A 24,189-nucleotide genomic window follows, 5' to 3' on the forward strand; every position below is an offset into this window, starting at 1 on the left:
GGACCCGCGCGGTCACCGCAACGGCGCTACCTCGGGGTCGTCGATACCTTCCTCCACGCGCAGGTGCCGTGTGGAGGCGAGGAGGGCGCCGGCCTCTTCCGCCGGCAGGGGCCGGCTGAAGTAGTATCCCTGGCCGCTCGCGCAGCCCATGGCGCGCAGCTGGTCCGCCTGCTCGCGTGTCTCGATCCCCTCGAAGACAGCCTCCAGCCCGGCAGCCCGGATCAGTTGAAGGATCGCCGCGACGAATTCCAGCTGACCGGCCCTGGTGTCCAGTTCGACCAAGAGCGAGCGGTCCACCTTGACCATGCTGACCGGCAACTCGCGCAGGTAGCTGATCGATGAGTAGCCGGTACCGAAATCGTCGATCTCGATGCCGACGCCGAGCTGTTGCAGGCTGAGCAGCGAGTACATCTCCACCTCGCCGCGCGTCACGATCGCGGTCTCGGTGATTTCCACCACCAGGTTCTGGGCGGGAAGGTCGAGCTCGCGGAGGAGGGTTCGGACGTGGTCGACGAGGTCCAGCTGCTTGAGCTCGACCGCTGACAGGTTCACCCTGAGCTGGAAGTCCGCATCGAGATCGAGGTCGCGTCTCCACCGGGCGAGCTGCCGGAGGGACGCCGACATGACCCAGCGATCGAGATCGTGGATGACGCCGATTTCCTCGGCGAGCGGAATGAAGGTATCGGGCGGTATCAGTCCTCGCAGCGGGTGCTGCCAGCGCACCAACACTTCGACGCCGAGGATGCGGTTCGTCGCCAGCTCGACCACGGGCTGGTAATGCAGGACCAGTTCGTCGGCGCTGATGGCGCCACGCAGTTCGGTCGCCATCTGGCTGCGCAGTTGACGCGAGTACAGCATGACGGGCTCGAAGACCTTGATGATGCTGCGACCCTCGCGTTTTGCGGCGTACATCGCCGTGTCCGCGTCCAGCAGGAGTTCTTCCGGCGTCTGCTCCGCGGTTCCGAGCCGGACGCCGATACTGGCGCGGGAGTGTACGTAGAGCGAGTCGAGGCGGACCTGTTGTCCGAGGACCTCGAGTGCCCTGCGCGCCACCTGCATGGCGATATCCATCGTGGCGGCCGGAAGGAGGATAGCGAACTCGTCCCCGCCGAGCCTTGCGACGACGTCGCTCTCCCGAACGACGCTGTTGAGGCGTAGGGCGACTTCCTGCAGGACACGGTCACCGGCATCGTGGCCGAAGCGGTCATTGACGTTCTTGAAACTGTCGAGGTCGAGGAGCAGGAGGGCCGGCGGCAAGGCGCCATTCGCAGCCTGGTTGAGTGCTTCCTCGATGGCATCCATCAGCGCGACCCGATTGGCGAGACCCGTGAGGGCGTCCGACATGGCCATCTTCATCATGTCCAGGTGGGCCTGCCGGAGCATGGCCGTGCGGCTCTCCACGCGCTTCTCGAACTGCTCGTACACCTGCTCCAGTTCTTCGGCGAGGAGATTCACACCGGTGATGACGGCGTCAACCTCGTCCCGTGCGGTGGAGGGTTCGATGCGACTGCTCAGTTCTCCCCGCGATAGCCGCACGATGCTCTCGACCAGCATGGCGAGCCGGGGGTCCTTCTGGTCAGCGCTCATCGGTTCCAGCGTACATTCCGGATGGCAGGAATCCGGGTGTGGTGGAGTCAGCGGCGCCCGCGGTCGGAAGGAGCAACCAGGGGACAAGCCCTACGCGGGAGATGCTGCAGGAGGAAGCCCTCGTCATGGCGCCCTACCCCCGAGCCGTCGCCGAATGAATGAATGGATTGGATCCGGACCTGCGTGCTTGACCCAGCCGGCAGCAGATGAACGGCGAGCATCGCGCCATCGGCTACCTGACGGGAAAACACTAGCACCGGGACGCTTCATCGCAGGCCTGTCGGCGCGTCAAGATAGCCTCAATTTCGCCCAGAGGACGCGAGCGGGAAAAAGCCCCGATCGGGGTGGGAGTAATGGGGGAAAACGCCCAGCCCGGTCGGGGCCTGAAGAAGACGCTACGTCAGGCGCGGCGGAGATCAGGGCAAGAGTATCGCCGCGGATTTCCCTTGACTTTCAATCGCTTGTGCCGATTCAGCTTTGTGGCTGCTGAATGGTCTCGATGAGAGCCCTGGCAGTGGTTGCTCTTTCATCAGCACCTGACTGTAGGAAGAGCTTTTCACTCAGCCTGAGGTCGGCAAGGGCGTCTGCGTTGCTGGTAGAGGCGGCCAACGCCTGCCCCTGAAGGAAATGGGCCTGGGCGGCGACATGCGAGGCCAGCAAGTGCTTATTGTCGATGATTTCCGTGAGTTGTTTGATGGCTGCCTCGAACTGTCCCGTGAGGACGAGCCACTGCGCGCGCGTCAGCTTCAACTCGAGGCGGTCCCGCTCGGTGCCCCCGACGATGGAGCTGGCAAGTTCAGCGCGTTCGATGCACTCGAGGGTCTCGGGCTCCACCACGCCGGCGGCAAGACGGAACTGGGCGGAGCCTCTGTTGAAGCGCGCCCACAGATCGAGGTCGTTGGTGGGCGAGAGGCTTTTGGCGGCGAGCTGGTGATACGACACCCCCTCGGTAATGTGTTTCAGGAGAAACGCCACGTTTCCGATGGCCCAGTAGCCAAGACCGGTTGACTGCGTGGTCGGTTCGGTGGACAACATCTCTGCGAGGATCAGACTTTCCTGCCAGGCGCCTTCGAGTTGATCACTGTCCGCGAGCGCCGCGATCAGTGCATTTCGGGCTTCCATCCTGATACTCTTCTGGCCGGGCTCGACCTCCGCGAATTGGACAGCCGCGCGTGCCGCTACGACCGCCCGGGCGAGGTCCCCAGCGCCTTGCAGAGCGAATGAAGTCAGCGTTGCCACCCGCGCACTCAGGGCGTTCGAGGTGCGCGTCAGCGCATGGTTCTCGAGCCTCTCCGCAACGTCCCTCGATTCCTGCATCAGCCCCTGCTTCCTCAGGGCTTCCGATACGAGGAAGGTCGCATTCCACCAGCTCGACTCGTCGTTCGACGCTGCAGCAGCGCTCGCTGCGCGCTCGGCCAATTCCTGCGAGCGCACATAATCCCGCTGATTCCAAGCATCTCGCGCTTGCAGCTCAATCATGAGCTGCTCGCTGCGACTGTCATGCAGTGCCATGGTCGCCTCCCGCCATCGACTGTCAGGCTATCGCCCCTGAACAGTATTGGCCCTGATTGCTGGGGAGGACACGATTTGGACTCAACTCGCAACTTTCTGGCGAAAAGTGTTACCAAAGTGACTGGTGTGGCTTACGATGATTTCGAGGGCGCATTATGGTAATGACCAGCACCCGCACCCATCACCGTTTCCGACTTTAAGGATGTCCAAAATGAAGCGTCTCGTTTCCGCACTCATGCTTTCTGTGTTCCTCGTCTCCGGAACGGCGGCTGTAGCCAATGCAGCTCCCGCCAAGACCGGAACCACGGCCCCCGTCTCCTCGACCGACCGCGTGAACGGATGGCCTTACTAACCACCCCGGCTCGGTGCAGGCGTCCTGAAGGATCTTGCCCGGCGAGTTCGTGAGTTAGTGCTGATACCGCGGGCACCCTCGTTCTGGGGAGGGAGTGCCCGCGGTATTTTTTATGTCCAGCGGCACCCGGGCCCCGCGACGGCGACCGCGTTCGGATGCAGCGGCTCAGGCTACTCTTAGCGGCATGCGAATTGCACGCTTTGTCGTAAATGATGACCCTACCTTCGGCGTCGTCGAAGGCCCGGCCGGAAGCGAGGAGGTCGCTGTCATCAACGGTGACCCCTTCTACAACGGCGTCCAGCTCACCGGCGTACGTCATGCCCTGGAGGACGTACGCCTGCTGGCACCCGTCATTCCGCGTAGCAAGGTCGTGGGTATCGGACGGAACTACGCCGACCACATCCAGGAGATGGGCAGTGAGACTCCGGCTGCGCCGTTGATGTTCCTCAAGCCCAACACCTCGGTTGTCGGCCCTGGTGACCCCATCATGCTGCCGTCCTTCTCCGACCAGATCTCCTACGAGGCCGAACTGGCGGTCGTCATCGGCCGGATCTGCAAGGACGTCCCGCTGGAGCGGGTCGACGACGTCGTCTTCGGCTACACCTGCGCCAATGACCTCACCGCGCGTGATGTGCAGAAGACCGACGACCAGTGGGCGCGGGCGAAGGGCTTCGATACGTCCTGCCCGATCGGCCCCTGGATCGAGACCGACCTCGACCCCGAGAACCTCCGCGTCCGGGGCACGCTCGACGGTGACCTCCGCCAGGACGGCTCCACCAGCGACATGATCTGGGGCGCCCGTGAACTCGTGGCCTACGTGTCACAGGCCTTCACCCTGCTGCCCGGCGACATCATCCTCACCGGCACGCCCGCGGGAGTAGGCATGATCACGGACGGCCAGCGATTCGATGTCGACATCGAAGGCATCGGACGGCTGTCCAACCCAGCCCGCCGCTGAGAGGTTGCACCGTCGGGTCGGAGGCACGACGGCGGCGCGCCCGGCCAGGGGGCCCCACGTAGACTGAGACCATCATGACTACTGCCGCAGACCTCCCCATCGTCACCGATGCCACGCCCGTCCGGGTCAGATTCTGCCCGTCACCAACGGGCACGCCGCATGTCGGGCTCATCAGGACCGCGCTGTTCAACTGGGCCTACGCGCGACACACCGGCGGAAAGCTCATTTTCCGCATCGAGGACACGGATGCCGCCCGTGACAGCGAGGAGAGCTACCTGCAGCTCCTGGAAGCGATGACCTGGCTGGGTATCGACTGGGACGAGGGCGTGGAAGTCGGCGGACCGCACGGCCCCTACCGCCAGTCCCAGCGCGGCGAGCTCTACAGGGATGTCATCACGCGGCTCACGGAGGCAGGCCATCTCTACGAGTCCTTCTCGACGCCGGAGGAGGTCGAGGAGCGCCATCGGGCGGCCGGTCGCGACGTCAAGCTCGGCTACGACAACCACGACCGCACCCTCACCGAGGAACAGAAGAACGCGTTCCGTGCTGCGGGCAGACCGGCGGTCCTGCGCCTGCTGATGCCCGACGAGGACATCACCTTCACCGACCTGGTCCGCGGCGACATCACCTTCCGCGCGGGCAGTGTTCCGGACTTCGCCGTCGTGCGGGCGAACGGGGCGCCGCTCTACACCCTCGTCAACCCGGTCGACGACGCGCTCATGGGCATCACGCATGTCCTTCGCGGCGAAGACCTGCTGTCCTCCACTCCACGCCAGGTGGCGCTGTACCGCGCGTTGATCGATATCGGCGTCGCGAAATACATGCCGCTCTTCGGCCACCTGCCGTACGTGATGGGCCAGGGCAACAAGAAGCTGTCCAAGCGTGATCCTGAGTCCAACCTGTTCCTGCACCGGGAGCGCGGCTTCATTCGCGAGGGACTGCTCAACTACCTGTCGCTCCTCGGCTGGAGCATGTCGGCAGACGAGGACATCTTCTCGGTCGAGCAGCTGGTAGAGAAGTTCGACGTGCGTGACGTCCTGGCCAACCCCGCCCGGTTCGACCTCAAGAAGGCCGAGGCCATCAACGGCACCCACGTCCGGCTGCTCGACCCCGCAGAGTTCCGCAGCCGCCTCCTGCCCTACCTCGCTGCCGCCGGCGTCATCGGCGAAGAACCGACGGTCGAGGAGCTTCGCGTCATCGCGGCGGCCGCGCCGTTGATCCAGGAGCGCATCACACTCCTCGGTGAAGCCCCCGAGATGCTCGGCTTCCTCTTCAAGGCCGACGACGCCGTCGACATCGCCGACGACGCCCGGAAGGGTCTTCCGGAGAACCTGGCCGAGGTCCTGGATGCAACGCTGGAAGCGCTGGAGGGCTGCGAGGCCTGGGATGCGGAGGCGCTTCAGGCCGCGCTGCGACTTGCCCTGGTCGATACCCTCGGCCTCAAGCCGAGGGTCGCCTTCGGCCCCGTCCGCACCGCGATCTCGGGACGCAGGATCTCCCCCCCGCTGTTCGAATCCATGGTGATCCTGGGACGGGAAGCCTCGATCGCACGGGTACGCGCCCTGCGTGCGACGGTGGACTGAGGGGTGTCCGACGCTGACCAGGCGGGACAGGAGGCCATCGTGGCCGACGGGGTGCTGTTCGACATCGACGACACGCTCGTGGATCTCGAACAGGCGATGGGGCACACCCTCCAGTCCATCCCCGATCCGGCGCTGAGCCACCTCGGCGACGACGACTGGGTGCGCTACAAGGCCATGTACACCACCGACCCGCAACGGCACTACGACCGTTTCCTCGCCGGGGAACTGACCTTCGAGGAGCAGCGCGTCCACCGTGTCCGGCACGCCAGGGCTGCATTCACGCCCGAGCCCTTCCTGGGGCACGTGGCCGATGCATGGGTGCGCGAATACGAGCAGACGCTCCCGCTCCACTTCCGGGCCTACGACGACGTCGGGCCGTTGCTGGACGACCTCGACGCGCGGGGCATACCGTACGGCGCGGTGAGCAACAATGTGCACGACTACCAACGCGCGAAGCTGAATCGCGCCGGACTGGGTCGGATCGGGATCCTGGTCGGCATCGACACCGTCGGCGTCGCGAAGCCCGATCCGGCGATCTACCTGGAGGGTGCCCGACTCCTCGGCACCCTGCCAGCCAGGACCCTCTATGTAGGCGACAACCGTGAGATCGACGCGGTCGGGGCGAGGAACGCCGGGCTGGTCGGCGTATGGCTGGACAGGGCAGGCCGGGGCGGCGGGCCGGGCCCTGACCCGGCTGCGGACGGGGGGACGGCTGCGGGATACCAGGGTGCTGCAGGTGAACCAGTCGTGGAGGATGCGGCGGCAGTGCCGCGTATCGCCGGGCTGGAAGCCGTTTTGCAGTTCCTGCCCTCCGTCCGGTAAAGTTATTTCTCGGCGCGGAGCGGTTACGCGAGCGGATCCCAGCACGATCAGGGCTTCGAAAAGCGCCATTGGGGTATGGTGTAATTGGCAACACACTGGTTTCTGGTACCAACATTCTAGGTTCGAGTCCTGGTACCCCAGCGCACTCCGGTTCTCACGGACGGGATGGCACAAGTAGGAAAAAGCAGTAAGTAGCAAGAAAAAGTACTGGCCCCATCGTATAGCGGCCTAGTACGCTGCCCTCTCACGGCGGTAACGCGGGTTCGAATCCCGCTGGGGTCACAGCGGTCCTCACGGACACACAGGACGTCCCGGACATCATCACGATGTCCGGGACGTCCTGTTTAACCAGGTGCCGCTCCGGGCAAGGGCATCCGGTTCGTCTGCCCGGGTCTCGAGCGCCCGGCAGAATACCTGAACGACGTCCTCGGGCAAGCTCCGGCCGGCCGGCACACCGGCTGGCATGATGGTGCCATGAGCGCACCTTCCCTCGCCGGCGAGGCCCGCGGGCTTCCTTCGCTGCTGCGTGAGGTACGCGGGGCACTGGAGTGCCTTGCGTTCCCCCTGGCCCTTCCGACGTCGGTCGAGGCGCGCGGCTCCGCCGAGGCGGCGCGCGGTCAGCTCAACGACTACATCCTGCCGCGTCTGGCCAGTCTGGACGCGCCCCTGGTCGCCGTCGTCGGCGGTTCGACGGGTGCAGGGAAATCGACGCTCGTCAACGCCCTGGTGGGACGGTCGGTGTCCGTCGCGGGTGCCGTCCGGCCCACCACGCGACAGCCTCTCCTGCTGCATCATCCCGACGACGGCGCCTGGTTCGACGACGCCCGCATCCTGCCGACACTGAGCCGGGTCCGCCTGGCCGGAGATGACGGACCCGTCGAGGCGTCCTCGGGGACAGCCGCGTTCGGGAGCCCTTCGATCCCGTCGTCGACCTCGGAACCGCGGTCCGGCCTCCATCAGGCCGCCGGCGCCGACACACTGCTCCTCCGACCCGTGCCGACGCTGCCGCCGGGCCTCGCCCTGCTCGATGCGCCCGACGTGGACTCCATCGCCGATGAGAACCGCAGGCTCGCCGGACAGCTCCTCGCTGCCGCGGACCTGTGGATCTTCGTCACCACGGCGAACCGGTATGCGGATGCTGTTCCCTGGAAGCTGCTGGCAGAGGCCGGGCGCCGGGACGTGCTGGTCGCGGTCGTCCTCGACCGTGTCCCACCCGGTGTCGAGGAGGAGATCCGGGGAGACCTGCTGACACTGCTCGCCGCCGAGAATCTCGGCCACGCTCCGATCTTCGTCATCCCCGAGGTGCGGCTCGATACCTCCCGCATGCTGCCCTTCGATGTCGTCGAACCGATCATGCGCTGGCTGCAGGCGCTGGCGGCGGACGCCGAGGGGCGCCGCGACATCGCCCGACGCACCGTCCGCGGCGCCACGCGCGCCCTGGCTGCTCGCATCGAGGCGATAGCCGTTGCCGCCGAACAGGAGCAGTCCGTCGGGGACGCGCTGCGAGCCGCAGTCGACGGCGCGTACAGGGACGCCCTGGCGGATGTCCTGGCGGCAACCGAGGACGGCAGGCTGCTGCGGGGGGAGGTCCTCGCCCGCTGGCAGGACTTCGTCGGTACCGGCGAGTTCATGCGGGGACTCGAGACGAGGATCGGCTGGGCCCGCGACCGTGTGAGCGCGTTCTTCACCGGTCGGCCGGCACCGGCGTCCACCGTGGCCGAGGCCATCGGGAGCGGACTGCAGACCGTCATCGTCGAGCAGGCCGCCCGGGCGGATGAGGCGACGCGGCGACGGTGGCGCTCGGACCAGGCCGGTGCGGTGTTGCTCCAGGGCGTGCCCGCCTGGCGGGCCGATGATTTCTCCGCCGCCGTGGCAGGTGAGATCCGAGCCTGGCAGCAGGACCTCCTCCAGCTCGTCCAGGCCGAGGGCGCGGACAAGCGCTTCACCGCTCGGATGCTCTCCTTCGGTGTCAACGGCATCGCCGTGGCCCTGATGGTGGTGGTCTTCGCGTCGACCGGGGGATTGACGGGCGGGGAGATCGGGATCGCCGGTGCGTCCGCGATCGCGGGTCAGAAGCTCCTCGAAGCCGTCTTCGGCGATGACGCCGTTCGTCGCCTGACCGCCACGGCACGCACGAACCTGTCGGAGCGTGTCGAAGGGCTTTTCCGCCACGAGCGTGCGCCCTACGAGGTCTGCCTCGCGCCCCTTGCTCAGCAGACACCCGCGGAGTCGCTGCGCGTGCTCGCCCGCCGGCTGCGCACGGCATTGCCGGCCGGGCGACCCTCCGACGCGGAGGACGAGGCGTGAGCCGACACCTGGACGCTGCCGCGGAGACACAGCTGGCAACTTCCCTCACGGGGGTACTCGACCGACTGCGGACGGCCCACGACCTCGGCGTCGACCGGCTGCCGCAGGACCACCTCGAACGCCTTCACAGCGCCCTCGACCGTGCGGGAACCCGCCGGTCCCTGTCCGGTGACCACACCGTCGTCGGGGTCTTCGGACCCACCGGCAGCGGAAAGTCCTCCCTGGTGAACGCCCTGAGCGGCACCGATGCGGCTCGGGTAGCAGCGCGGAGGCCTACGACGTCGGAACCGCTGGCACTCGTGTGGCGACGGCAGGGGAGCGATGAGCTGCTCGACTGGCTCGATGTGCGCCAGCGCGTGGAACTGCCCGACGGCGCGCTGCTGGTGGCCGGGGCAGGTGGCGGGGCGCCGGCTGCGGAACCTACCGGGCCCGCAGGGCCGGCACGAATCGATGGGGCACAGGCTGGGAAGGGCGTCGCGGGACGCGGACCTGCCGAGGTGCTGGTCGCGGCGACCGCCCGGAACAGTAGCCGCGACAGCGCGAATCCCGATCGGGCCGGCCGCGACAGCGCCGACCTGCCCGCGAACCTCGATCAGGCCGGTGATGCGGCCGAGCGCCGGCCGAGGTGGGGACTCTTCAGGTGGCGGCGCAGGCGTTCGACGTCGACGACCCGTTCCTCGACCGTCCCGTCGAAAGTGCCGGTACCGCTCGACTCCGCTGCAGGTCTGATCCTGCTGGACCTGCCCGACTTCGATTCGATCACGCTGGCGCACCGCGAGATCGTCCACCGGCTCGCCGGGCAGGTGGACGTCCTGCTCTGGGTGGTGGATCCGCAGAAGTACGCTGACGCAGCGCTCCACCACGATTTCCTGCAGGAGCTGGCGACGCACGAGGCCGTGACCCTGGTAGCCCTGAACCAGGCCGACCGGTTGGACACCACAGACCTCGACGCGGTCACCGCTTCGCTCGAAGCGATCCTCGCCGATGAAGGCCTGCGCAATGTCGTCGTCCTCCCTGTGTCGGCGAGGACCGGCCAGGGCGTCGGAGACCTCTCGCGACAGATCCGGGAGCTCGCGGAGAGCCGGGCCGCGGCGACGCGGAGGATGGTGGCGGACGCGGCGCGGTCAGCAGCCGAGCTGCTGCCCTTCACGGCGGACCCCGCCGTCGCCATGCCGTCCGGGGGTGCTCTGGACGCACTGGCCGACGAGCTCGGATCAGCAGCGGGAGTCCGCGTCGTGGTGGACGCCGTCCGCAGTGCCTACCGCCGCGACGCGCACGCAACCATGGGCTGGCCCGTGACGCGGTGGCTCGCGGGGCTCCGGCCCGATCCGCTGCGGCGGCTCAACCTGCGGTCCCAGGACATGGCTCCGGAACTCCGGCGCTCGTCGCTCCCGCTCGCCCAACCCGCCCAGCGTGCGAGGGTGGATCACGCGCTGCGGGTGTTCGGGGATGCGGCGGCAGGCGACGTCGTCGAACCGTGGCACACGTCCATCCGCGACGCCGCCCGCGACACTGCGGGGGAGCTGACGGATGCCCTAGATACCGCCGTCACCGGGACGGACCTCGAGACGGGCAGGCGCGCCTGGTGGGGCATCTTCGGCGTCCTGCAGTGGATCGCCTTCGCGGCCCTCGTCGCGGGACTGGCGTGGCTCGGAGTTCTGGCAGTCCTCGGATTCCTGCAACTTCCCGCCATCGACGTCCCACGGGTCGAAGGTTTCCCGGTGCCCACGCTGCTCATCCTCGGCGGCCTGACCGCGGGAGTCCTCCTGGGGGTCGTGGCCGCCCTGCTCGCGCGATGGGGCGCGGGACGGCGTGCGTCACGCGTGCGGAAGCGCCTGCTCGACGCCTGCTCGGGCGTGGCGCACGACGTCGTCCTGCAGCCCGTCGCCGACGAGGTCGAGCGCTGCAACGCCTTCACCGCGGCCGTCCTGGCAGCTTCCGGGCGCGGCTGATCACGTCCGCCTGCGTCAGGAGGCCGTGCCGGTCCGGGCGATCGCATTGTGGCCCGAGCAGATCCACTCCACGGACCCGGTGCGGATGTGCTCCGCAAGGAGCTGGACCGTGCGCGCGGCAACAGGCTTGTCGTTGATGACGACTGCATAGAAGTCGCTGACCCGGCCGTCCGCCGACACCTTGGCGGCATCACCGGTGAACAGCACGGCCTGCCACTGGAACGCATAATGCCCCGGCGTATGGCCCGGGGTGGGGAAGTACCTGAGGCCCGGGAAGATCTCGCCCGAACCGGTCAGTTCCCGCGCGCCCTCGGGAAACGGCACGCGCGCCACCCTCTGCAGGACCTTGCGGAAGAGGGTCTTGGGGATGATTCGGCCGCGCAGGACATCGGCATCGTCCCGGCCGATCCATACGGTGGCCCCCAGCGCTTCCTGGAGACGCTGTGCCGACTGGGCGTGGTCGGCATCGTAGTGCGTGAGGACGATGTCGGTGATGGGGCCGGTGATCGTCTCGTTGGCGCGCAGCTCGGCGATGACGCCGTCGAACCCGGACGACATCCCGGGATCGATCACCGCGGTCCGACCGGCGCCGACGACGACGAAACCGTGCGACCCCTTCTGCTGTTCGAGGCTGTAGCAATCCTGGGCGATCAGGCGCATGACTGTCCTTCTTCTGGCGGCGGGTGCTTTTCTGGCCATTGTAGGGTCGTGTGATCGGCCGGTTCCGCCTCGGGGCGGTCGCCCATGCCGTGTAGCCCGGGCAGGCGACGGACATGCCGGGATGGCCCAAGCACATTGACATCCACTACGGGTGAGAGCACGCTTTTAGCGTCGCCCGCACGTGTCCGGCCCAGCCCTCACAGGGCGCCCCCATCGGGTCCGCCGGATCCTCATTCCCGGAGCATCTGCTTTCTCCTCCGGATGAACGGTTAGAAGCAACCCATCGAGGAGGACAAAATGCCTGCCATAACTGTCAACGCCCTTGAATCGAAATCCTTCAACGAGCCCGATGAAAAGCGCCGTCCGCCGAAAACCGAAGTCGACGTGGTCAGCCTCGGCGACACCACGCTGGGCAGGTTCACATTCGAGCCCGGCTGGCGATGGTCCGAGACCGTCAAGACCGTGGTCCATACCGAGAGCTGCCAGAACAACCACCTGGGGGTCTGCACCGCCGGGACGCTGGCAGTGGAGATGGAGGACGGAACCCGCACCACCATCCACGCCGGCGACGCCTACTCGATACCCGCCGGCCATGATGCCTGGGTCGAGAACGATGAGACGTTCGTGGGCTACGAGATCATGAGCGCGGCAACGTACGCCAAACCGGCCTAGTCGCGGCAACGGGAGCGGGAGTACCGGCCGGAGCGCTCAGGCGGGACGGTGCTTGTCCGGCGTTCGGACGCCACCGATCAGCCGAGCAGTCCCAGGACCTTCTCGATGGTGTTGATGTTCCTCGTCGTGGAGACGGCGGCGAAGCGCGAGCGCGCCAGCAGTTTCGCGAGGGGGACGTCCGTCGACCGGCCCTTGGGGGAGAACCACGCGACGGCGGTCCGACCCGCGAGCACGGTCGGCTGCTCCTCGATGCCGTTCGCGTCGTCGAGGAAGGCAGTGAGTTCGTCCCTACCGGTGAACAGAGTCACATAGGTGTGGACGTCGGGTGGCGCCACAGACGTGCCGTCACCGCCGTCCGGACGTGTCGGCACGGATGCCGCCACGGCCGCAAGATCCGCGCGCCTGACGACGATCACCCACGCCTGGTACCGGAACCGGCGCCGCAGCGCGTCCTCGACGAGGTCCTTGATGGCTGCAGCGTTCAGTTCCGAGGTGCACGTGACGTTGCCGCTCGCGAGGACGGTCGCGACGTCGGTCAGGGGCAGGGTCCCGAGCACGCTCCGGAGATCGGCCATCCGAACGGTGATACCGCCGACATTCACGCCGCGCAGGAAGATCGCATACCGCTGCTTCAGCCCGACCGGGTCCCCCTGATCCGGTGCACCCACGTCAGTCCGCCGCCTTGGCGACCGCAAGCGTCAGCTGGCGGGCCGCGTCGGAGACGACCTCGGCGTGGATGCGCCCCGGTTGGCGGGTCAGGCGCTCCATGGGACCGGAGATCGACACGGCGGCGATCACCCTTCCGGAGGGTCCGCGCACGGGAGCCGAGACCGAAGCGACTCCCGCCTCACGCTCGCCGAGGCTCTGGGCCCACCCGCGACGACGGACTCCCGCCAGTACCGTCGGCGTGAAGCGTGCGTGCTGCAGGCCCTTCAGCAGGCGGTCGTGGTCCTCCCAGGCGAGCAGGCACTGCGCGGCCGAGCCGGCCCTCATGGATAGCTGCGTCCCCACCGGGATGGTGTCGCGCAGGCCCACGGGTCGCTCGGCGGAGGCTACGCACACGCGCCAGTCACCCTGGCGCCGGAAAAGTTGCGCGCTTTCGCCCGTCGCGTCCCTCAGGTTGAGCAGGACGGGTCCCGCCGCCGCGATCAGGCGGTCCTCGCCGGCCGCGGACGCCAGTTCGACGAGCCTGCTGCCGAGCACGAAGCGCCCCTGGATGTCGCGTCCGACGAGCCTGTGGTGTGCGAGGGCGAGAGCCAGCCGGTGGACGGTGGGCCGGGCGAGGCCCGTGGAGGCGACGAGCTGTGCGAGCGTCGTCGGTCCGGCCTCGAGGGCGTCGAGCACGAGCGCGGCCTTGTCGATGACGCCGACGCCGCTAGAATTGTCCATAGGATGATATTGCAGTCTCATTATCTGAGACGCAAGCCGTCCGGCTGGCACTCCCTGTCGGGCACTGGTTGAGTTGACACCACCGTTGGTCCCGACAGCCGCCGCCCCACCGGTGTGGCGCTTCGGAACAGAAAAGGACGATCGTCATGGGCAAGACACTTGCAGAGAAGGTCTGGGACGCGCACGTGGTCCGCAAGGGCGAGGTCGTCGGCGCCGAAGCGCAGCCCGACCTCCTCTATATCGACCTGCACCTCGTGCACGAGGTGACCTCGCCGCAGGCGTTCGAGGGCCTCCGCCTTGCCGGTCGGCCGCTGCGCCGCCCCGACCTGACCATCGCCACCGAGGACCACAACACCCCGACGCTGGATATCGACAAGCCGATCGCCGATCTCACCAGCCGGACGCAGATCGAGACCCTCCGCGCGAACTGCCGCGAATTCGGCGTCCGCCTGCACTCGCTCGGTGACGCCGAGCAGGGCATCGTCCACGTCGTCGGTCCGCAGCTCGGCCTGACCCAGCCGGGTCTGACGGTCGTGTGCGGCGATTCGCACACGTCGACGCACGGAGCGTTCGGGGCGCTCGCCATCGGTATCGGGACGTCGGAGGTGGAGCACGTGATGGCCACCCAGACCCTGTCGCTGAAGCCCTTCAGGACCATGGGCGTCACGGTCGAGGGCACGCTCAAGCCCGGAGTGACCTCGAAGGACATCATCCTGGCGGTGATCGCCAAGATCGGCACCGGCGGCGGCCAGGGCTACGTGCTCGAGTACCGCGGGTCGGCCATCCGGGCACTGTCGATGGAAGCGCGCATGACCATCTGCAACATGTCCATCGAAGCCGGTGCCCGCGCCGGCATGGTCGCGCCGGACGAGACCACGTTCGCGTACCTCGAGGGCCGCCCGCACGCCCCGCAGGGCGAGGACTGGGATGCCGCCGTCGCCGACTGGCGTGAATTGCGCACCGACGACGACGCCGTCTTCGACGCCGAGGTGTTCCTCGACGCGAACGAGCTCGAGCCCTTCGTCACCTGGGGCACGAATCCGGGCCAGGGAGTCTCCCTCTCCCAGGCCGTGCCGTCACCGGACGACTTCGCGGACGAGAACGACAAGGCCGCCTGCACGAGGGCCCTGGACTACATGGCCCTCGAGCCCGGCACGCCGATGAAGGACATCCGCGTCGACACCGTATTCCTCGGCTCCTGCACCAACAGCCGCATCGAGGACCTCCGCATCGCGGCAGACATTATCAGGGGACGGGACAAGGATCCCGCGATTCGGATGATGGTCGTCCCGGGGTCAGCCCGGGTGCGCCTGCAGGCCGAAGCCGAGGGTCTGGACCGTGTGTTCAAGGACTTCGGAGCCGAGTGGAGGTTCGCCGGTTGCTCCATGTGCCTCGGCATGAATCCCGACCAGCTCGCGCCCGGGGAGCGCTGCGCCTCGACCTCGAACCGCAACTTCGAGGGACGCCAGGGCAAGGGCGGACGCACGCACCTCGTCTCACCCGTCGTCGCCGCCGCCACGGCCGTGCGCGGTACCCTCAGTTCGCCGTCGGACCTCGGTCCGCTGCCGGGCAGTACGGGCGCCTCTGCCGTGAATCCCGCGGACGCTGCGTCCGCAACGCCCACCGTGCCAGCAGCCTAGGAGCCCGCCATGGAGAAGATCACCACGCACACCGGCATCGGCGTTCCGCTGCGCCAGAGCAACATCGACACCGACCAGATCATCCCCGCCGTCTATCTCAAGCGCATCACCCGCACGGGCTTCGAAGATGCGCTCTTCGCGGAATGGCGTAAGGAGGAGGGATTCATCCTCAACCGGGAGCCCTATTCCCGCGGCTCCGTCCTCGTCGCCGGCCCGGATTTCGGCACCGGCTCCTCCCGCGAGCACGCTGTCTGGGCCCTGAAGGACTATGGCTTCCGCGCGGTGCTGTCCTCGCGCTTCGCCGACATCTTCCGCGGCAACTCGGGGAAGCAGGGACTCGTCGCCGCGCAGGTGGCGCAGGATGACATCGAGCTCATCTGGAAGGTGATCGAGAACGAGCCGGGCACCACCGTGACCGTGGACCTCGTATCCCGCAGCGTGCAGTGCGGCTCCGTGAGTGCACCCTTCCAGATCGACGACTACACGCGCTGGCGCCTGCTCGAAGGCCTGGACGACATCGGCCTGACGCTTCGCCAGGAAGAGCACATCACGGCGTTCGAAGCCCGTCGCCCGTCCTTCAAGCCGACGACGCTGCCCGTCCGCAGCTGAGCCACGGTTCGGTGACCGGGCCTCCCGTAGGTGGATGTCGCGCAGGTCACGTGCCGTTCGAAGGGCCTGCCGGAATGCCGGCGCACTCGCGGGGGTTCCTATCATGGAAGAGGGTGCGCACGAAGTACCCTTGTATTTCTGTCTGCCCCGGGGTGCTCCTATGCTTGGAACGAGCATTTTCGACTCCGCGGGGGCTAAACGTATGAGGAAAATAGGTATTCATGGGTAGCGTTCTGACCATTCGCGGCGGCATTCCGTTGACGGGCAAGGTATCCGTCCGCGGGGCGAAGAACCTGGTTCCGAAGGCCATGGTCGCCTCACTCCTCGGCAACACGCCGTCCGTCCTCCGGAACGTCCCCGAGATCAAGGACGTCGACGTCGTCACCAGCCTGCTGCAGCTGCATGGCGTCACAGTCACCAAGGACCCGGTCACCGGCGACCTCACCATGGACCCGAGCGAGGCGAAGATGGCTCGCTCCAAGGACATCGACGCCCACGCCGGCGATTCCCGCATCCCCATCCTGTTCTGCGGGCCCCTCATGCACAGCATCGGCGAGGCCTTCATCCCGGACCTCGGCGGCTGCAAGATCGGTGACCGCCCGATCGACTACCACCTCGAGGTCCTCCGCAACTTCGGCGCCGTCGTCGACAAGCGTCCCGGCGGTATTTCCATCTCCGCACCGAAGGGCCTCCACGGCGCTAAGCTGACCCTCCCGTACCCGAGCGTCGGAGCAACGGAGCAGGTGCTTCTCACGGCCATCCGAGCCGATGGCATCACCGAGCTGTCGGGTGCCGCCGTCGAACCGGAGATCATGGACCTGATCGCCGTCCTGCAGAAGATGGGCGCGATTATCACGGTCCAGACGGACCGCGTCATCCGCATCGAGGGCGTCAAGGAACTGACCGGGTACAACCACAAGGCGATCTCGGACCGTAACGAGACGGCCTCCTGGGCATCCGCCGCACTGGTCACCAAGGGTGACATCTACGTGGAGGGTGCCCGGCAGCTCGACCTCACCGCGTTTCTCAACACCTACCGGAAGATCGGCGGAGCCTTCGACGTCGACGACGACGGCATCCGTTTCTACCACCCGGGTAAGCCCCTCTCCCCGCTCGTCCTCGAGACGGACGTCCACCCCGGCTTCATGACCGACTGGCAGCAGCCGCTCATCGTCGCCCTCACGCAGGCCTCCGGCGTGTCCATCGTCCACGAGACGGTCTACGAGAACCGTTTCGGTTTCACCGATGCCCTGATCCGAATGGGCGCCAGCATCCAGGTTCATCGAGAGTGCCTCGGCAGTGTGCCGTGCCGCTTCGGCCAGCGAAACTTCCTCCACTCCGCCGTGATCTCCGGACCCACGCAACTCCGTGGTGCGGACATCCATATCCCCGACCTGCGTGGAGGCTTTAGCCACCTGATCGCAGCCCTCGCGGCCGACGGCGTCTCACACGTCACCGGGATCGAACTGATCAACCGCGGCTACGAGCGTTTCCAGGACAAGCTCGAGGGCCTGGGCGCCGACTTCGATATCACGGAGGACGCCCCGGCTGCCGCCGTGGCACTCTCCTAGGCGGTCCGGGAACGTGGGGGAGCCTCGGGGCTCACGTGCCATGTTCGCCTTCCTCGCCTCCTGGGTGAGGCCGGCCATGAACGCGATGATGTCCAAGGAATGGCAGGGGCAGGAACGCCTGCCCCGCGGCACGGGCATCATCGTCTGCCCGAACCACGTCACGGAGATCGACCCGATCGTGGTGGCTCACTTCCTCTACAACCAGGACATCATGCCGCACTTCATGGCGAAGGCATCGCTGTTCAAGGTGCCGGTGATCGGGTCCATCCTGCGCATCATCAGGCAGGTGCCGGTGGAGCGCACTTCCGCGGGCGCTAACCGGTCCCTCGAAGCCGCCCGGGACGCGCTGGCGGACGGCGGTGGCATCATCATCTACCCGGAGGGCACCCTCACCCGGGACCCGGACATGTGGCCCATGAAGGGTCGCACCGGCGCAGCCCGCCTGGCCCTGCAGACCGGTGCGCCCGTGGTACCGATCGCGCAGTGGGGCGCCCACGAGTTCTTCCCCCGCTACGCCAAGCGGTTCTACCCGTTCCCGCGCAAGCGCTCCCGCTTGCTCGTCGGCGATCCCGTGGACCTCAGCGAGTTCCGCGGTGCACCGCTGACCCGCACCACCCTCGACGCGGCGACCGACCGCATCCTCGATGCCGTCACCGAGCTCCTCGCCGAGCTCCGAGGCGAGCAGGCTCCAGCCGAGCGCTGGAATCCGGCGCTGCAGCAGCAGGATCGGATGGGGCGCGAACCCCGCGACGTCGAATCCCGCGAGAGCAGAACGAGGGAGCAGGGTCCTGGTGAGGCCCAGCCAGGGGCCAAGCCGTGAGCGACACCGTGAGGAGTGCCCGGCCGCCCCGCAAGATCGCCGTCCTCGGTTCGGGGAGCTGGGGAACGACCTTCGCGAAGGTCCTGGCGGACGCCTCCGCGGAGACCGACGTCATGCTGTGGTCCCGGCGTCCCGAGGTCGCCGACGAGATCTCCGCCGAACACCGGAACGCGCGCTACCTCGGAGACATCCGGCTCCCGCTGAACATCACCGCGTCGGCCGACGTCGACGCCGTCCTCACCGGTAGCGAGCTCGTGGTCCTCGCCGTTCCCGCGCAGACGCTCCGCGCCCAGCTGCCGGCCTGGCGACCGCTCATACCGGCCGATGCCGTCCTCGTCTCCCTCATGAAGGGGCTCGAGGTGGGCACGGACGCCCGCATGAGCGAGGTCATCGCCGAGGAGCTCGGCCTCCCCGCCGGGCGCATCGCCGTCCTGTCCGGCCCGAACCTCGCGATGGAGATTGCGCGGGAGGAACCGACGGCGTCCGTCGTCGCCTGTCCCGACCACCACACCGCCACCTGGATCGCCGCGGCGTGCACGGCGTCCTACTTCCGCCCGTACACTTCCACCGATGTGATCGGCGTGGAAATCGGCGGGATCGTGAAGAACGTGATCGCCCTGGCCGTCGGCATCTGCGAGGGCCGCCGCATGGGCGACAACACCAAGGCCTCCGTCATCACCCGGGGCCTCGCCGAGACGACGCGCCTCGCCGTCGCGCTCGGGGGCAGGCCGGAGACCATGGCCGGGCTTGCGGGCATGGGGGACCTCATCGCCACCTGCTCCTCCGCCCTGTCGAGGAACCACACCGCCGGTCACCTGCTGGGTCAGGGGCTCACCCTCGACCAGGTGACGGTACGCATGAACCAGACGGCCGAGGGTATCAAGTCCGCGCAGGCCGTCCTGGAGTCCGCGACGAAACTCGGCGTGGACATGCCCATCACCGAGAGCGTGGTGGCCGTCCTCCAGGGACGCCTGTCCGTGAACGACCTCGGGCCGCGCCTGCTGGCCCGCAACCTCAAGCCGGAAGGCGATCACGCATCGTGACCACCGAGACTGCCACTCCTGCCCGCAAGGCCCGCGTCCTCGTCCTCTTCGGCGGACGCTCCAGCGAGCACGCCGTCAGCTGCGTGACCGCGGCCGGCGTCCTCGAGGCGATCGACCGCTCCCGCTACGACGTCGTTCCCGTGGGGATCGCGAGATCCGGCCAGTGGTCATTGGTCTCGGCCGACCCGTCCGCCTGGTCCCTTCGGTCCGACGTCCTGCCCGAGGTCACGGCGAACGAGCAGGCCGTGGTGATGGGCACCGCCGGCGATGGCAGGGCAGGGCAGGAACTGCTCGTCGCCGCACCCGGCTCGGTCCCCGAGAGCCTCGGCAGGGTGGACGTGGTCCTGCCGCTGCTGCACGGTCCGTTCGGTGAGGACGGGACGCTGCAGGGCATGCTGGAGATGGCGGACATGCGTTACGTCGGCGCCGGTGTGCTGGCGTCCGCCGTCGGGATGGACAAGCACTTCATGAAGGTGGTCTTCGCGTCGGTGGGTCTCGAGGTGGGCCCCTACGTGGTGGTGACGGATCGCCAGTGGCGCACCGATTCCGAGGCGAGCATCGAGCGGGCGACGGCGCTCGAGTTCCCCCTGTTCGTCAAGCCGGCCAGGGCCGGCTCCTCGATGGGCATCACCCGGGTGGAGGACGCCGCCGGGATCCGGGCCGCGGTCGAGGCCGCGCGTGCCTTCGATCCCAAGGTGGTCATCGAGGCCGGCATCGTGGGCCGCGAGATCGAGGTCGCCGTGCTGCAGGGCCGGGGCCTCGACGCCCCGCGCACGTCCCTTCCCGGTGAGATCGCCATCCAGCCCGGGGACCACGCCTGGTACGACTTCGAGGCCAAGTACGTGGACGGGGCTGCCGCCGAGCTGTCCTGTCCGGCCGACCTTCCCGCGGAGGTCATCGAACGCGTGCGTCATTCCGCAGCCGAGGCATTCGAGGCGATCGGCGGCGAGGGTCTGTCCCGCGTCGACTTCTTCTACACCCCGGAGGGCCGCTTGGTGATCAACGAGATCAACACGATGCCGGGCTTCACCCCGATCAGCATGTACCCGCAGATGTGGGCCAAGTCCGGTCTCGGCTATACAGAGCTCATCGATGAACTGATCGGGCTCGCCCTCGACCGCGGTACCGGCCTGCGCTGAGCCGACCGGCCTACCGGGGGCATGAGAGTTCGCGTCCCTATCTCCCGCCCGCGCCCTGGCGTGACCCGGATCGGTTCTTCGGGTCGGTCCTCGGGTCGCGGCGTCCGGGGTGTCCTTGCTGGTCGAAGGGCTCCGGGATGACCGCGACGATTCCACGGGAGGGAGCGCAGGTGCTGACCGATGACCCGCACCGAGTAGGCCTCGTCGCCGCGGCCCCGGTCCGCGTGCAAGCGCGCGCGTCCCGGGCCCGGCCGGGCGACTCGAGAGTGATTCATCAGGATCGGGAACATCGGCGCGTCTCCGGCGTGATCTGGTCCGATGAGGACCACCAGGGGAAATCCCGCCCCTCAACGAAGTCGTGAATCTTCGTGCTCGGCCCGCCTCCAAGACCGGCCCATGCCATGATCCGCGGTCCCATCGGGCCTGCGTCAAAGAACATCACGCGCACTCGGATATCCTCCCGTACGCCATCATCACCATCAGGAGACGCGTCCTCGTGTTTCACCTTTTCAATCCCCGCCGTCACTAACTGCGCCGGTCGGTGCATCTGGCGGTACTGACCAGAGGTTCTTCTATAAGATACCCCATTTTTGCCGTTAACTACCCGAATTCGGGTGTCGACTACTTGCAGAATCGACGCCATTTCACCATAATTACTTGCTCGACCCGTTATTCGTGGCTTGATGCTGAATAAGACCTAGGAGCATCGGCGGATCTTCAAGGTACCATTCCATGACGGCAGGCGGGCGGTGTTCAGGTGCGGCGAAGATTGATGGACCGACACATTGAATAAAGTATCACAGCCCTTTTCTGATCGCTAGCGGTCATCTACAATGAAAGTGCACCCGGAAAAGGTGTAGGGGCGGCCCTGCTGGGGAAGCACGGTCCGAATGTGAAGATCGCAACTAGAGGCAGCGGAAACGAACGCAGGCAGGCAAGGCTGTCCGAATTATTCCTGGTTTGCGCATCTGCTCTGGCATGAACGAGCGGCCTCGCCGGACATCCGCCCGCGGCGTGCTGACCGCGGCACGCACCAATTCCTATTGTTGGCCCGGCATGTGTGGAAGAAAGCCATCATGAAAAAATCTCTTACTTGGCGCCTGTTCATCCTCGTTGCAGGAACACTGTTCGGTTTGCTGGCAGGCATGAGTCTTTCGGCACCAGCCATTGCGTCCCCCGTCCAAGTAGCAATGGATGGGAACTACCACGGCGACGATGAAGATCTAACCCTCAAGGTGAACCGTGACGGCAAACTGAAGGTCGTCGGCGACGATTACGATTCCAAGAAGGTTTACGTGCAAGTCGTCCAAATAAATCACAATGGCAAACAAAGGATAATCGACGAGCGCTACGTGTGGACGCAGCGCGGTGACTTCAACTACCTAATCCAGAAGGGCAAGTGCGACAACTCTTACCAGGCGTATAGCTACAGCGAGAAGGATGGCTGGGATAAGAGCGATAAGATGAGGATCAGATGTGACAAAGGCGGTCATCATAGTTACTAATAACGCAGGTCCACTTAGTGCATGATACGAGAATTTTCTTTGAGTGTCTTGATGGGCATTCTCGACCCGGTGGGGGTTGGGCCTTCGGAGGACCAACCCTTGCCGGGTCATGTCATCGGGGCATGTGAGCTTCAAAGAGATTCGGCGCCGTGGATGGATATACGGCTGCGCACCGGCCAGCTAGCTTGAGTCCGATTTCGCGGCCGGAGAGATCGATGCATCCCGCGAATAGGGGCGTTATCGATAGCGCTGCGGCAGCCTCACCCAATGGGGAATTGGGCGTTCGAGTTCTCAAGCTCCTGTAATCCTCGATCGACTCGACTTTATTGCGACTGACTCATTGCGACTGACTTATCGCGGGTGTCGCTTCACGGGGCAGCCACCACTTCAGGACGGGCGGACAGCCCTCCCTGGAGCTTCAGTTAGTGACGGCGGGGATTGAAAAGGTAAAACACGAGGACGCGTCTCCTGATGGTGATGATGGCGTACGGGAGGATATCCGAGTGCGCGTGATGTTCTTTGACGCAGGCCCGATGGGACCGCGGATCATGGCATGGGCCGGTCTTGGAGGCGGGCCGAGCACGAAGATTCACGACGTCCCTGATGGGCGGGATTTCCCCTGGTGGTCCTCATCGGACCAGATCACGCCGGAGACGCGCCGATGTTCCCGATCCTGATGAATCACTCTCGAGTCGCCCGGCCGGGACCGGGTCCGCGGCGACGAGGCCTACTCGGTGCGGGTCATCGGTCAGCACCTGCGCTCCCTCCCGTGGAATCGTCGCGGTCATTCCGGAGCCCTTCGACCAGCAAGGACACCCCGGACGCCGCGACCCGAGGACCGACCCGTCAGCTACGACGTCGAGGACTCCAAGGAATGCACCAGACGCCCCTTCACCATCAGCCAGCAATGCCGGAAGTTCGTCCCGCTACGACAAGCTCACTTCACCTACGGCGGGTTGTCTTCAGCGCCGTCACACTCTGGCTCCGGGCATCAGGAGACACACTCTAAGCCAGGACGACGACGCCGAGAAGTGAGACCCCCGCGAGCAGCAGGGTGGAGGCAGCGCCGACCGCAGCGAACCGTCCGCCCGTGCGCAGGAGCTGCCGGATGTCGATCCCTGCGCCGAGCCCGAACATTCCTGCGGCCAGCAGGATGGTCGTCAGGGTCCGGCCGGTGTCGAGGAGAGGCTGCGGCAGGACGTCGAGGGACCGCAGGACCACCATCGCGAGGAACCCGACGACGAAAAGCGGAATCAGGGGCGTGGTCCGACGTGCGGCACGGAGGTCGGCGCGAGCTCCTCCGCCGGACATCCCGGAGCCGTTCGGCGTCCCTTCCGGGACACTCGGCGCAGCAGCAGCAGCAGTAGCCCGCCGTCGTTCGCCGATGCTCGCCACGGCTGCCACGGGCGCCAGCATGAGGACGCGGCCGAGCTTGACCACCGTCGCGGACGCGAGTGCCACGGTGCCGGCGGTGCTGGCCACCGCGACCACCTGCGCCACTTCGTGGACGGCGAGGCCGGACCAGATGCCGAAGCGGCTCCCGTCGAGTCCGATCACCGCGTTCAGCAGGGGCAGGACGACGATCATGAGCGAGCCGTAGAGCGTGACCATCGCGACCGCGGAGGCCACCTCGTCGTCGTCGGCGTCGATGATGCCCTGCATTCCTGCGACGGCCGACGCGCCGCAGATCGAGAAGCCCGCCGCCATCAGGAGGGACCCTGTCCGGGTCAGGCCGAAGCGTCGTCCGAGCCATAGCGTGCTGTAGAAGCTCACGGCGACGCACGCGACGATCAGGAGGACGACCTGCGGCCCCAGGGCGAAGATGTCCGGCAGGGCGAGCTGGAGTCCGAGAAGGACCACACCGGCGCGCAGCAGGCGCTTGGTCCCGCCGGCGACACCCGTTCGGAGCCCCTCGGAATACAGGCTGGAGTTGCCGAGCAGGATTCCGAGGAGGAGCGCGACGACAAGGGCCCCGAGGAGAGTCTGGAGCGAAGCCAGCGCCAGGGACGCGGTGACGCCGGCCGCCATCACGAGAAGACCCGGGAGCCACGCCATAAGCCAGGGCTCC

20 protein-coding genes, 2 tRNA genes and 1 pseudogene are annotated in these 24,189 nt (G+C 66.9%); 16 read left to right on the forward strand and 7 right to left on the reverse strand.

The window, feature by feature from the left end; genetic code table 11:
* Positions 1 to 12 precede the first annotated feature (12 nt).
* Both RCH21_RS02120 and RCH21_RS02125 read right to left on the reverse strand, forming a co-directional pair.
* Complete coding sequence (locus RCH21_RS02120; protein WP_326963005.1) at positions 13 to 1,587, reverse strand: putative bifunctional diguanylate cyclase/phosphodiesterase; 1,575 nt, start codon at positions 1,585 to 1,587, stop codon at positions 13 to 15.
* Positions 1,588 to 2,058: 471 nt separating this feature from the next.
* On the reverse strand, positions 2,059 to 3,099 hold the full coding sequence (locus RCH21_RS02125; RefSeq protein WP_326963006.1) for a hypothetical protein: 1,041 nt from the start codon (positions 3,097 to 3,099) through the stop codon (positions 2,059 to 2,061).
* 211 nt (positions 3,100 to 3,310) lie between these two features.
* On the opposite strand from RCH21_RS02125, the gene RCH21_RS02130 reads away from it, so the two are divergent.
* The 8 genes from RCH21_RS02130 to RCH21_RS02165 all read left to right on the forward strand — a co-directional run bounded on the left by RCH21_RS02130 (position 3,311) and on the right by RCH21_RS02165 (position 11,073).
* Positions 3,311 to 3,451 carry a hypothetical protein gene (locus RCH21_RS02130; protein WP_326963007.1) on the forward strand — a complete coding sequence of 47 codons (141 nt, stop codon included), beginning with the start codon at positions 3,311 to 3,313 and terminating at the stop codon, positions 3,449 to 3,451.
* A gap of 184 nt (positions 3,452 to 3,635) precedes the next feature.
* Positions 3,636 to 4,409, forward strand: a complete 774-nt coding sequence (locus tag RCH21_RS02135; RefSeq protein ID WP_326963008.1) for a fumarylacetoacetate hydrolase family protein — start codon at positions 3,636 to 3,638, stop codon at positions 4,407 to 4,409.
* Positions 4,410 to 4,483: 74 nt separating this feature from the next.
* A complete protein-coding gene (gltX, locus tag RCH21_RS02140; protein WP_326963009.1) occupies positions 4,484 to 5,992 on the forward strand; it encodes a glutamate--tRNA ligase in 1,509 nt (502 codons plus the stop codon).
* A gap of 3 nt (positions 5,993 to 5,995) precedes the next feature.
* Positions 5,996 to 6,814 (forward strand): HAD family hydrolase, encoded by an 819-nt coding sequence (locus tag RCH21_RS02145; RefSeq protein WP_326963010.1) that lies wholly within the window; start codon positions 5,996 to 5,998, stop codon positions 6,812 to 6,814.
* A gap of 69 nt (positions 6,815 to 6,883) precedes the next feature.
* Positions 6,884 to 6,955: transfer RNA gene (locus tag RCH21_RS02150), tRNA-Gln, on the forward strand.
* A gap of 68 nt (positions 6,956 to 7,023) precedes the next feature.
* Positions 7,024 to 7,096, forward strand: a tRNA-Glu gene (locus RCH21_RS02155).
* Between the two features lie 192 nt (positions 7,097 to 7,288).
* Positions 7,289 to 9,121 (forward strand): dynamin family protein, encoded by a 1,833-nt coding sequence (locus tag RCH21_RS02160; protein ID WP_326963011.1) that lies wholly within the window; start codon positions 7,289 to 7,291, stop codon positions 9,119 to 9,121.
* Complete coding sequence (locus RCH21_RS02165) at positions 9,118 to 11,073, forward strand: GTPase (RefSeq protein ID WP_326963012.1); 1,956 nt, start codon at positions 9,118 to 9,120, stop codon at positions 11,071 to 11,073. Before RCH21_RS02160 ends, RCH21_RS02165 begins: the two co-directional genes overlap by 4 nt.
* A gap of 15 nt (positions 11,074 to 11,088) precedes the next feature.
* On the opposite strand, the gene RCH21_RS02170 is transcribed toward RCH21_RS02165, so the two are convergent.
* Complete coding sequence (locus RCH21_RS02170; RefSeq protein WP_182976872.1) at positions 11,089 to 11,733, reverse strand: MBL fold metallo-hydrolase; 645 nt, start codon at positions 11,731 to 11,733, stop codon at positions 11,089 to 11,091.
* Positions 11,734 to 12,030: 297 nt separating this feature from the next.
* Here RCH21_RS02170 and RCH21_RS02175 point away from each other — a divergent pair, with 297 nt between their 5' ends.
* Positions 12,031 to 12,405 (forward strand): cupin domain-containing protein, encoded by a 375-nt coding sequence (locus tag RCH21_RS02175; protein ID WP_120147870.1) that lies wholly within the window; start codon positions 12,031 to 12,033, stop codon positions 12,403 to 12,405.
* Positions 12,406 to 12,482: 77 nt separating this feature from the next.
* Here the strand turns inward: RCH21_RS02175 and RCH21_RS02180 are convergent, their stop codons facing one another.
* Both RCH21_RS02180 and RCH21_RS02185 read right to left on the reverse strand, forming a co-directional pair.
* Positions 12,483 to 13,073, reverse strand: coding sequence for a DUF1697 domain-containing protein (locus RCH21_RS02180; protein WP_326963013.1), 591 nt, complete (start codon positions 13,071 to 13,073; stop codon positions 12,483 to 12,485).
* Between the two features lies 1 nt (position 13,074).
* Complete coding sequence (locus RCH21_RS02185) at positions 13,075 to 13,794, reverse strand: IclR family transcriptional regulator (protein ID WP_120147868.1); 720 nt, start codon at positions 13,792 to 13,794, stop codon at positions 13,075 to 13,077.
* Between the two features lie 146 nt (positions 13,795 to 13,940).
* Here RCH21_RS02185 and leuC point away from each other — a divergent pair, with 146 nt between their 5' ends.
* The 6 genes from leuC to RCH21_RS02215 all read left to right on the forward strand — a co-directional run bounded on the left by leuC (position 13,941) and on the right by RCH21_RS02215 (position 20,616).
* A complete protein-coding gene (leuC, locus tag RCH21_RS02190; RefSeq protein ID WP_326963014.1) occupies positions 13,941 to 15,434 on the forward strand; it encodes a 3-isopropylmalate dehydratase large subunit in 1,494 nt (497 codons plus the stop codon).
* Between the two features lie 9 nt (positions 15,435 to 15,443).
* Positions 15,444 to 16,043: a 3-isopropylmalate dehydratase small subunit gene (gene leuD, locus RCH21_RS02195; RefSeq protein ID WP_326963015.1), complete on the forward strand. Its 600-nt coding sequence runs from the start codon at positions 15,444 to 15,446 to the stop codon at positions 16,041 to 16,043.
* Between the two features lie 221 nt (positions 16,044 to 16,264).
* Positions 16,265 to 17,614, forward strand: a complete 1,350-nt coding sequence (gene murA / locus RCH21_RS02200; RefSeq protein WP_120147865.1) for a UDP-N-acetylglucosamine 1-carboxyvinyltransferase — start codon at positions 16,265 to 16,267, stop codon at positions 17,612 to 17,614.
* A 13-nt stretch (positions 17,615 to 17,627) separates the two neighbouring features.
* Positions 17,628 to 18,434 (forward strand): lysophospholipid acyltransferase family protein, encoded by an 807-nt coding sequence (locus RCH21_RS02205; RefSeq protein WP_442784647.1) that lies wholly within the window; start codon positions 17,628 to 17,630, stop codon positions 18,432 to 18,434.
* Complete coding sequence (locus tag RCH21_RS02210; RefSeq protein ID WP_326963016.1) at positions 18,431 to 19,477, forward strand: NAD(P)H-dependent glycerol-3-phosphate dehydrogenase; 1,047 nt, start codon at positions 18,431 to 18,433, stop codon at positions 19,475 to 19,477. Before RCH21_RS02205 ends, RCH21_RS02210 begins: the two co-directional genes overlap by 4 nt.
* Positions 19,474 to 20,616 carry a D-alanine--D-alanine ligase family protein gene (locus RCH21_RS02215; protein WP_326963017.1) on the forward strand — a complete coding sequence of 381 codons (1,143 nt, stop codon included), beginning with the start codon at positions 19,474 to 19,476 and terminating at the stop codon, positions 20,614 to 20,616. The genes RCH21_RS02210 and RCH21_RS02215 overlap by 4 nt, the downstream gene beginning before the upstream one ends.
* 88 nt (positions 20,617 to 20,704) lie before the next feature.
* On the opposite strand, the pseudogene RCH21_RS17145 reads toward RCH21_RS02215, so the two are convergent.
* Positions 20,705 to 21,026: pseudogene (locus RCH21_RS17145) on the reverse strand (IS5/IS1182 family transposase); the annotation flags it as partial.
* Between the two features lie 666 nt (positions 21,027 to 21,692).
* Here RCH21_RS17145 and RCH21_RS02220 point away from each other — a divergent pair.
* Positions 21,693 to 22,121: a hypothetical protein gene (locus RCH21_RS02220; RefSeq protein WP_326963018.1), complete on the forward strand. Its 429-nt coding sequence runs from the start codon at positions 21,693 to 21,695 to the stop codon at positions 22,119 to 22,121.
* 1,005 nt (positions 22,122 to 23,126) lie between these two features.
* Here the strand turns inward: RCH21_RS02220 and RCH21_RS02230 are convergent.
* Positions 23,127 to 24,176, reverse strand: a complete 1,050-nt coding sequence (locus RCH21_RS02230; protein ID WP_326963019.1) for a YeiH family protein — start codon at positions 24,174 to 24,176, stop codon at positions 23,127 to 23,129.
* Positions 24,177 to 24,189: the final 13 nt, after the last annotated feature.

Source organism: Arthrobacter sp. PL16 (assembly GCF_035985055.1).
GTDB classification, from domain to species: domain Bacteria; phylum Actinomycetota; class Actinomycetes; order Actinomycetales; family Micrococcaceae; genus Arthrobacter_D; species Arthrobacter_D cheniae.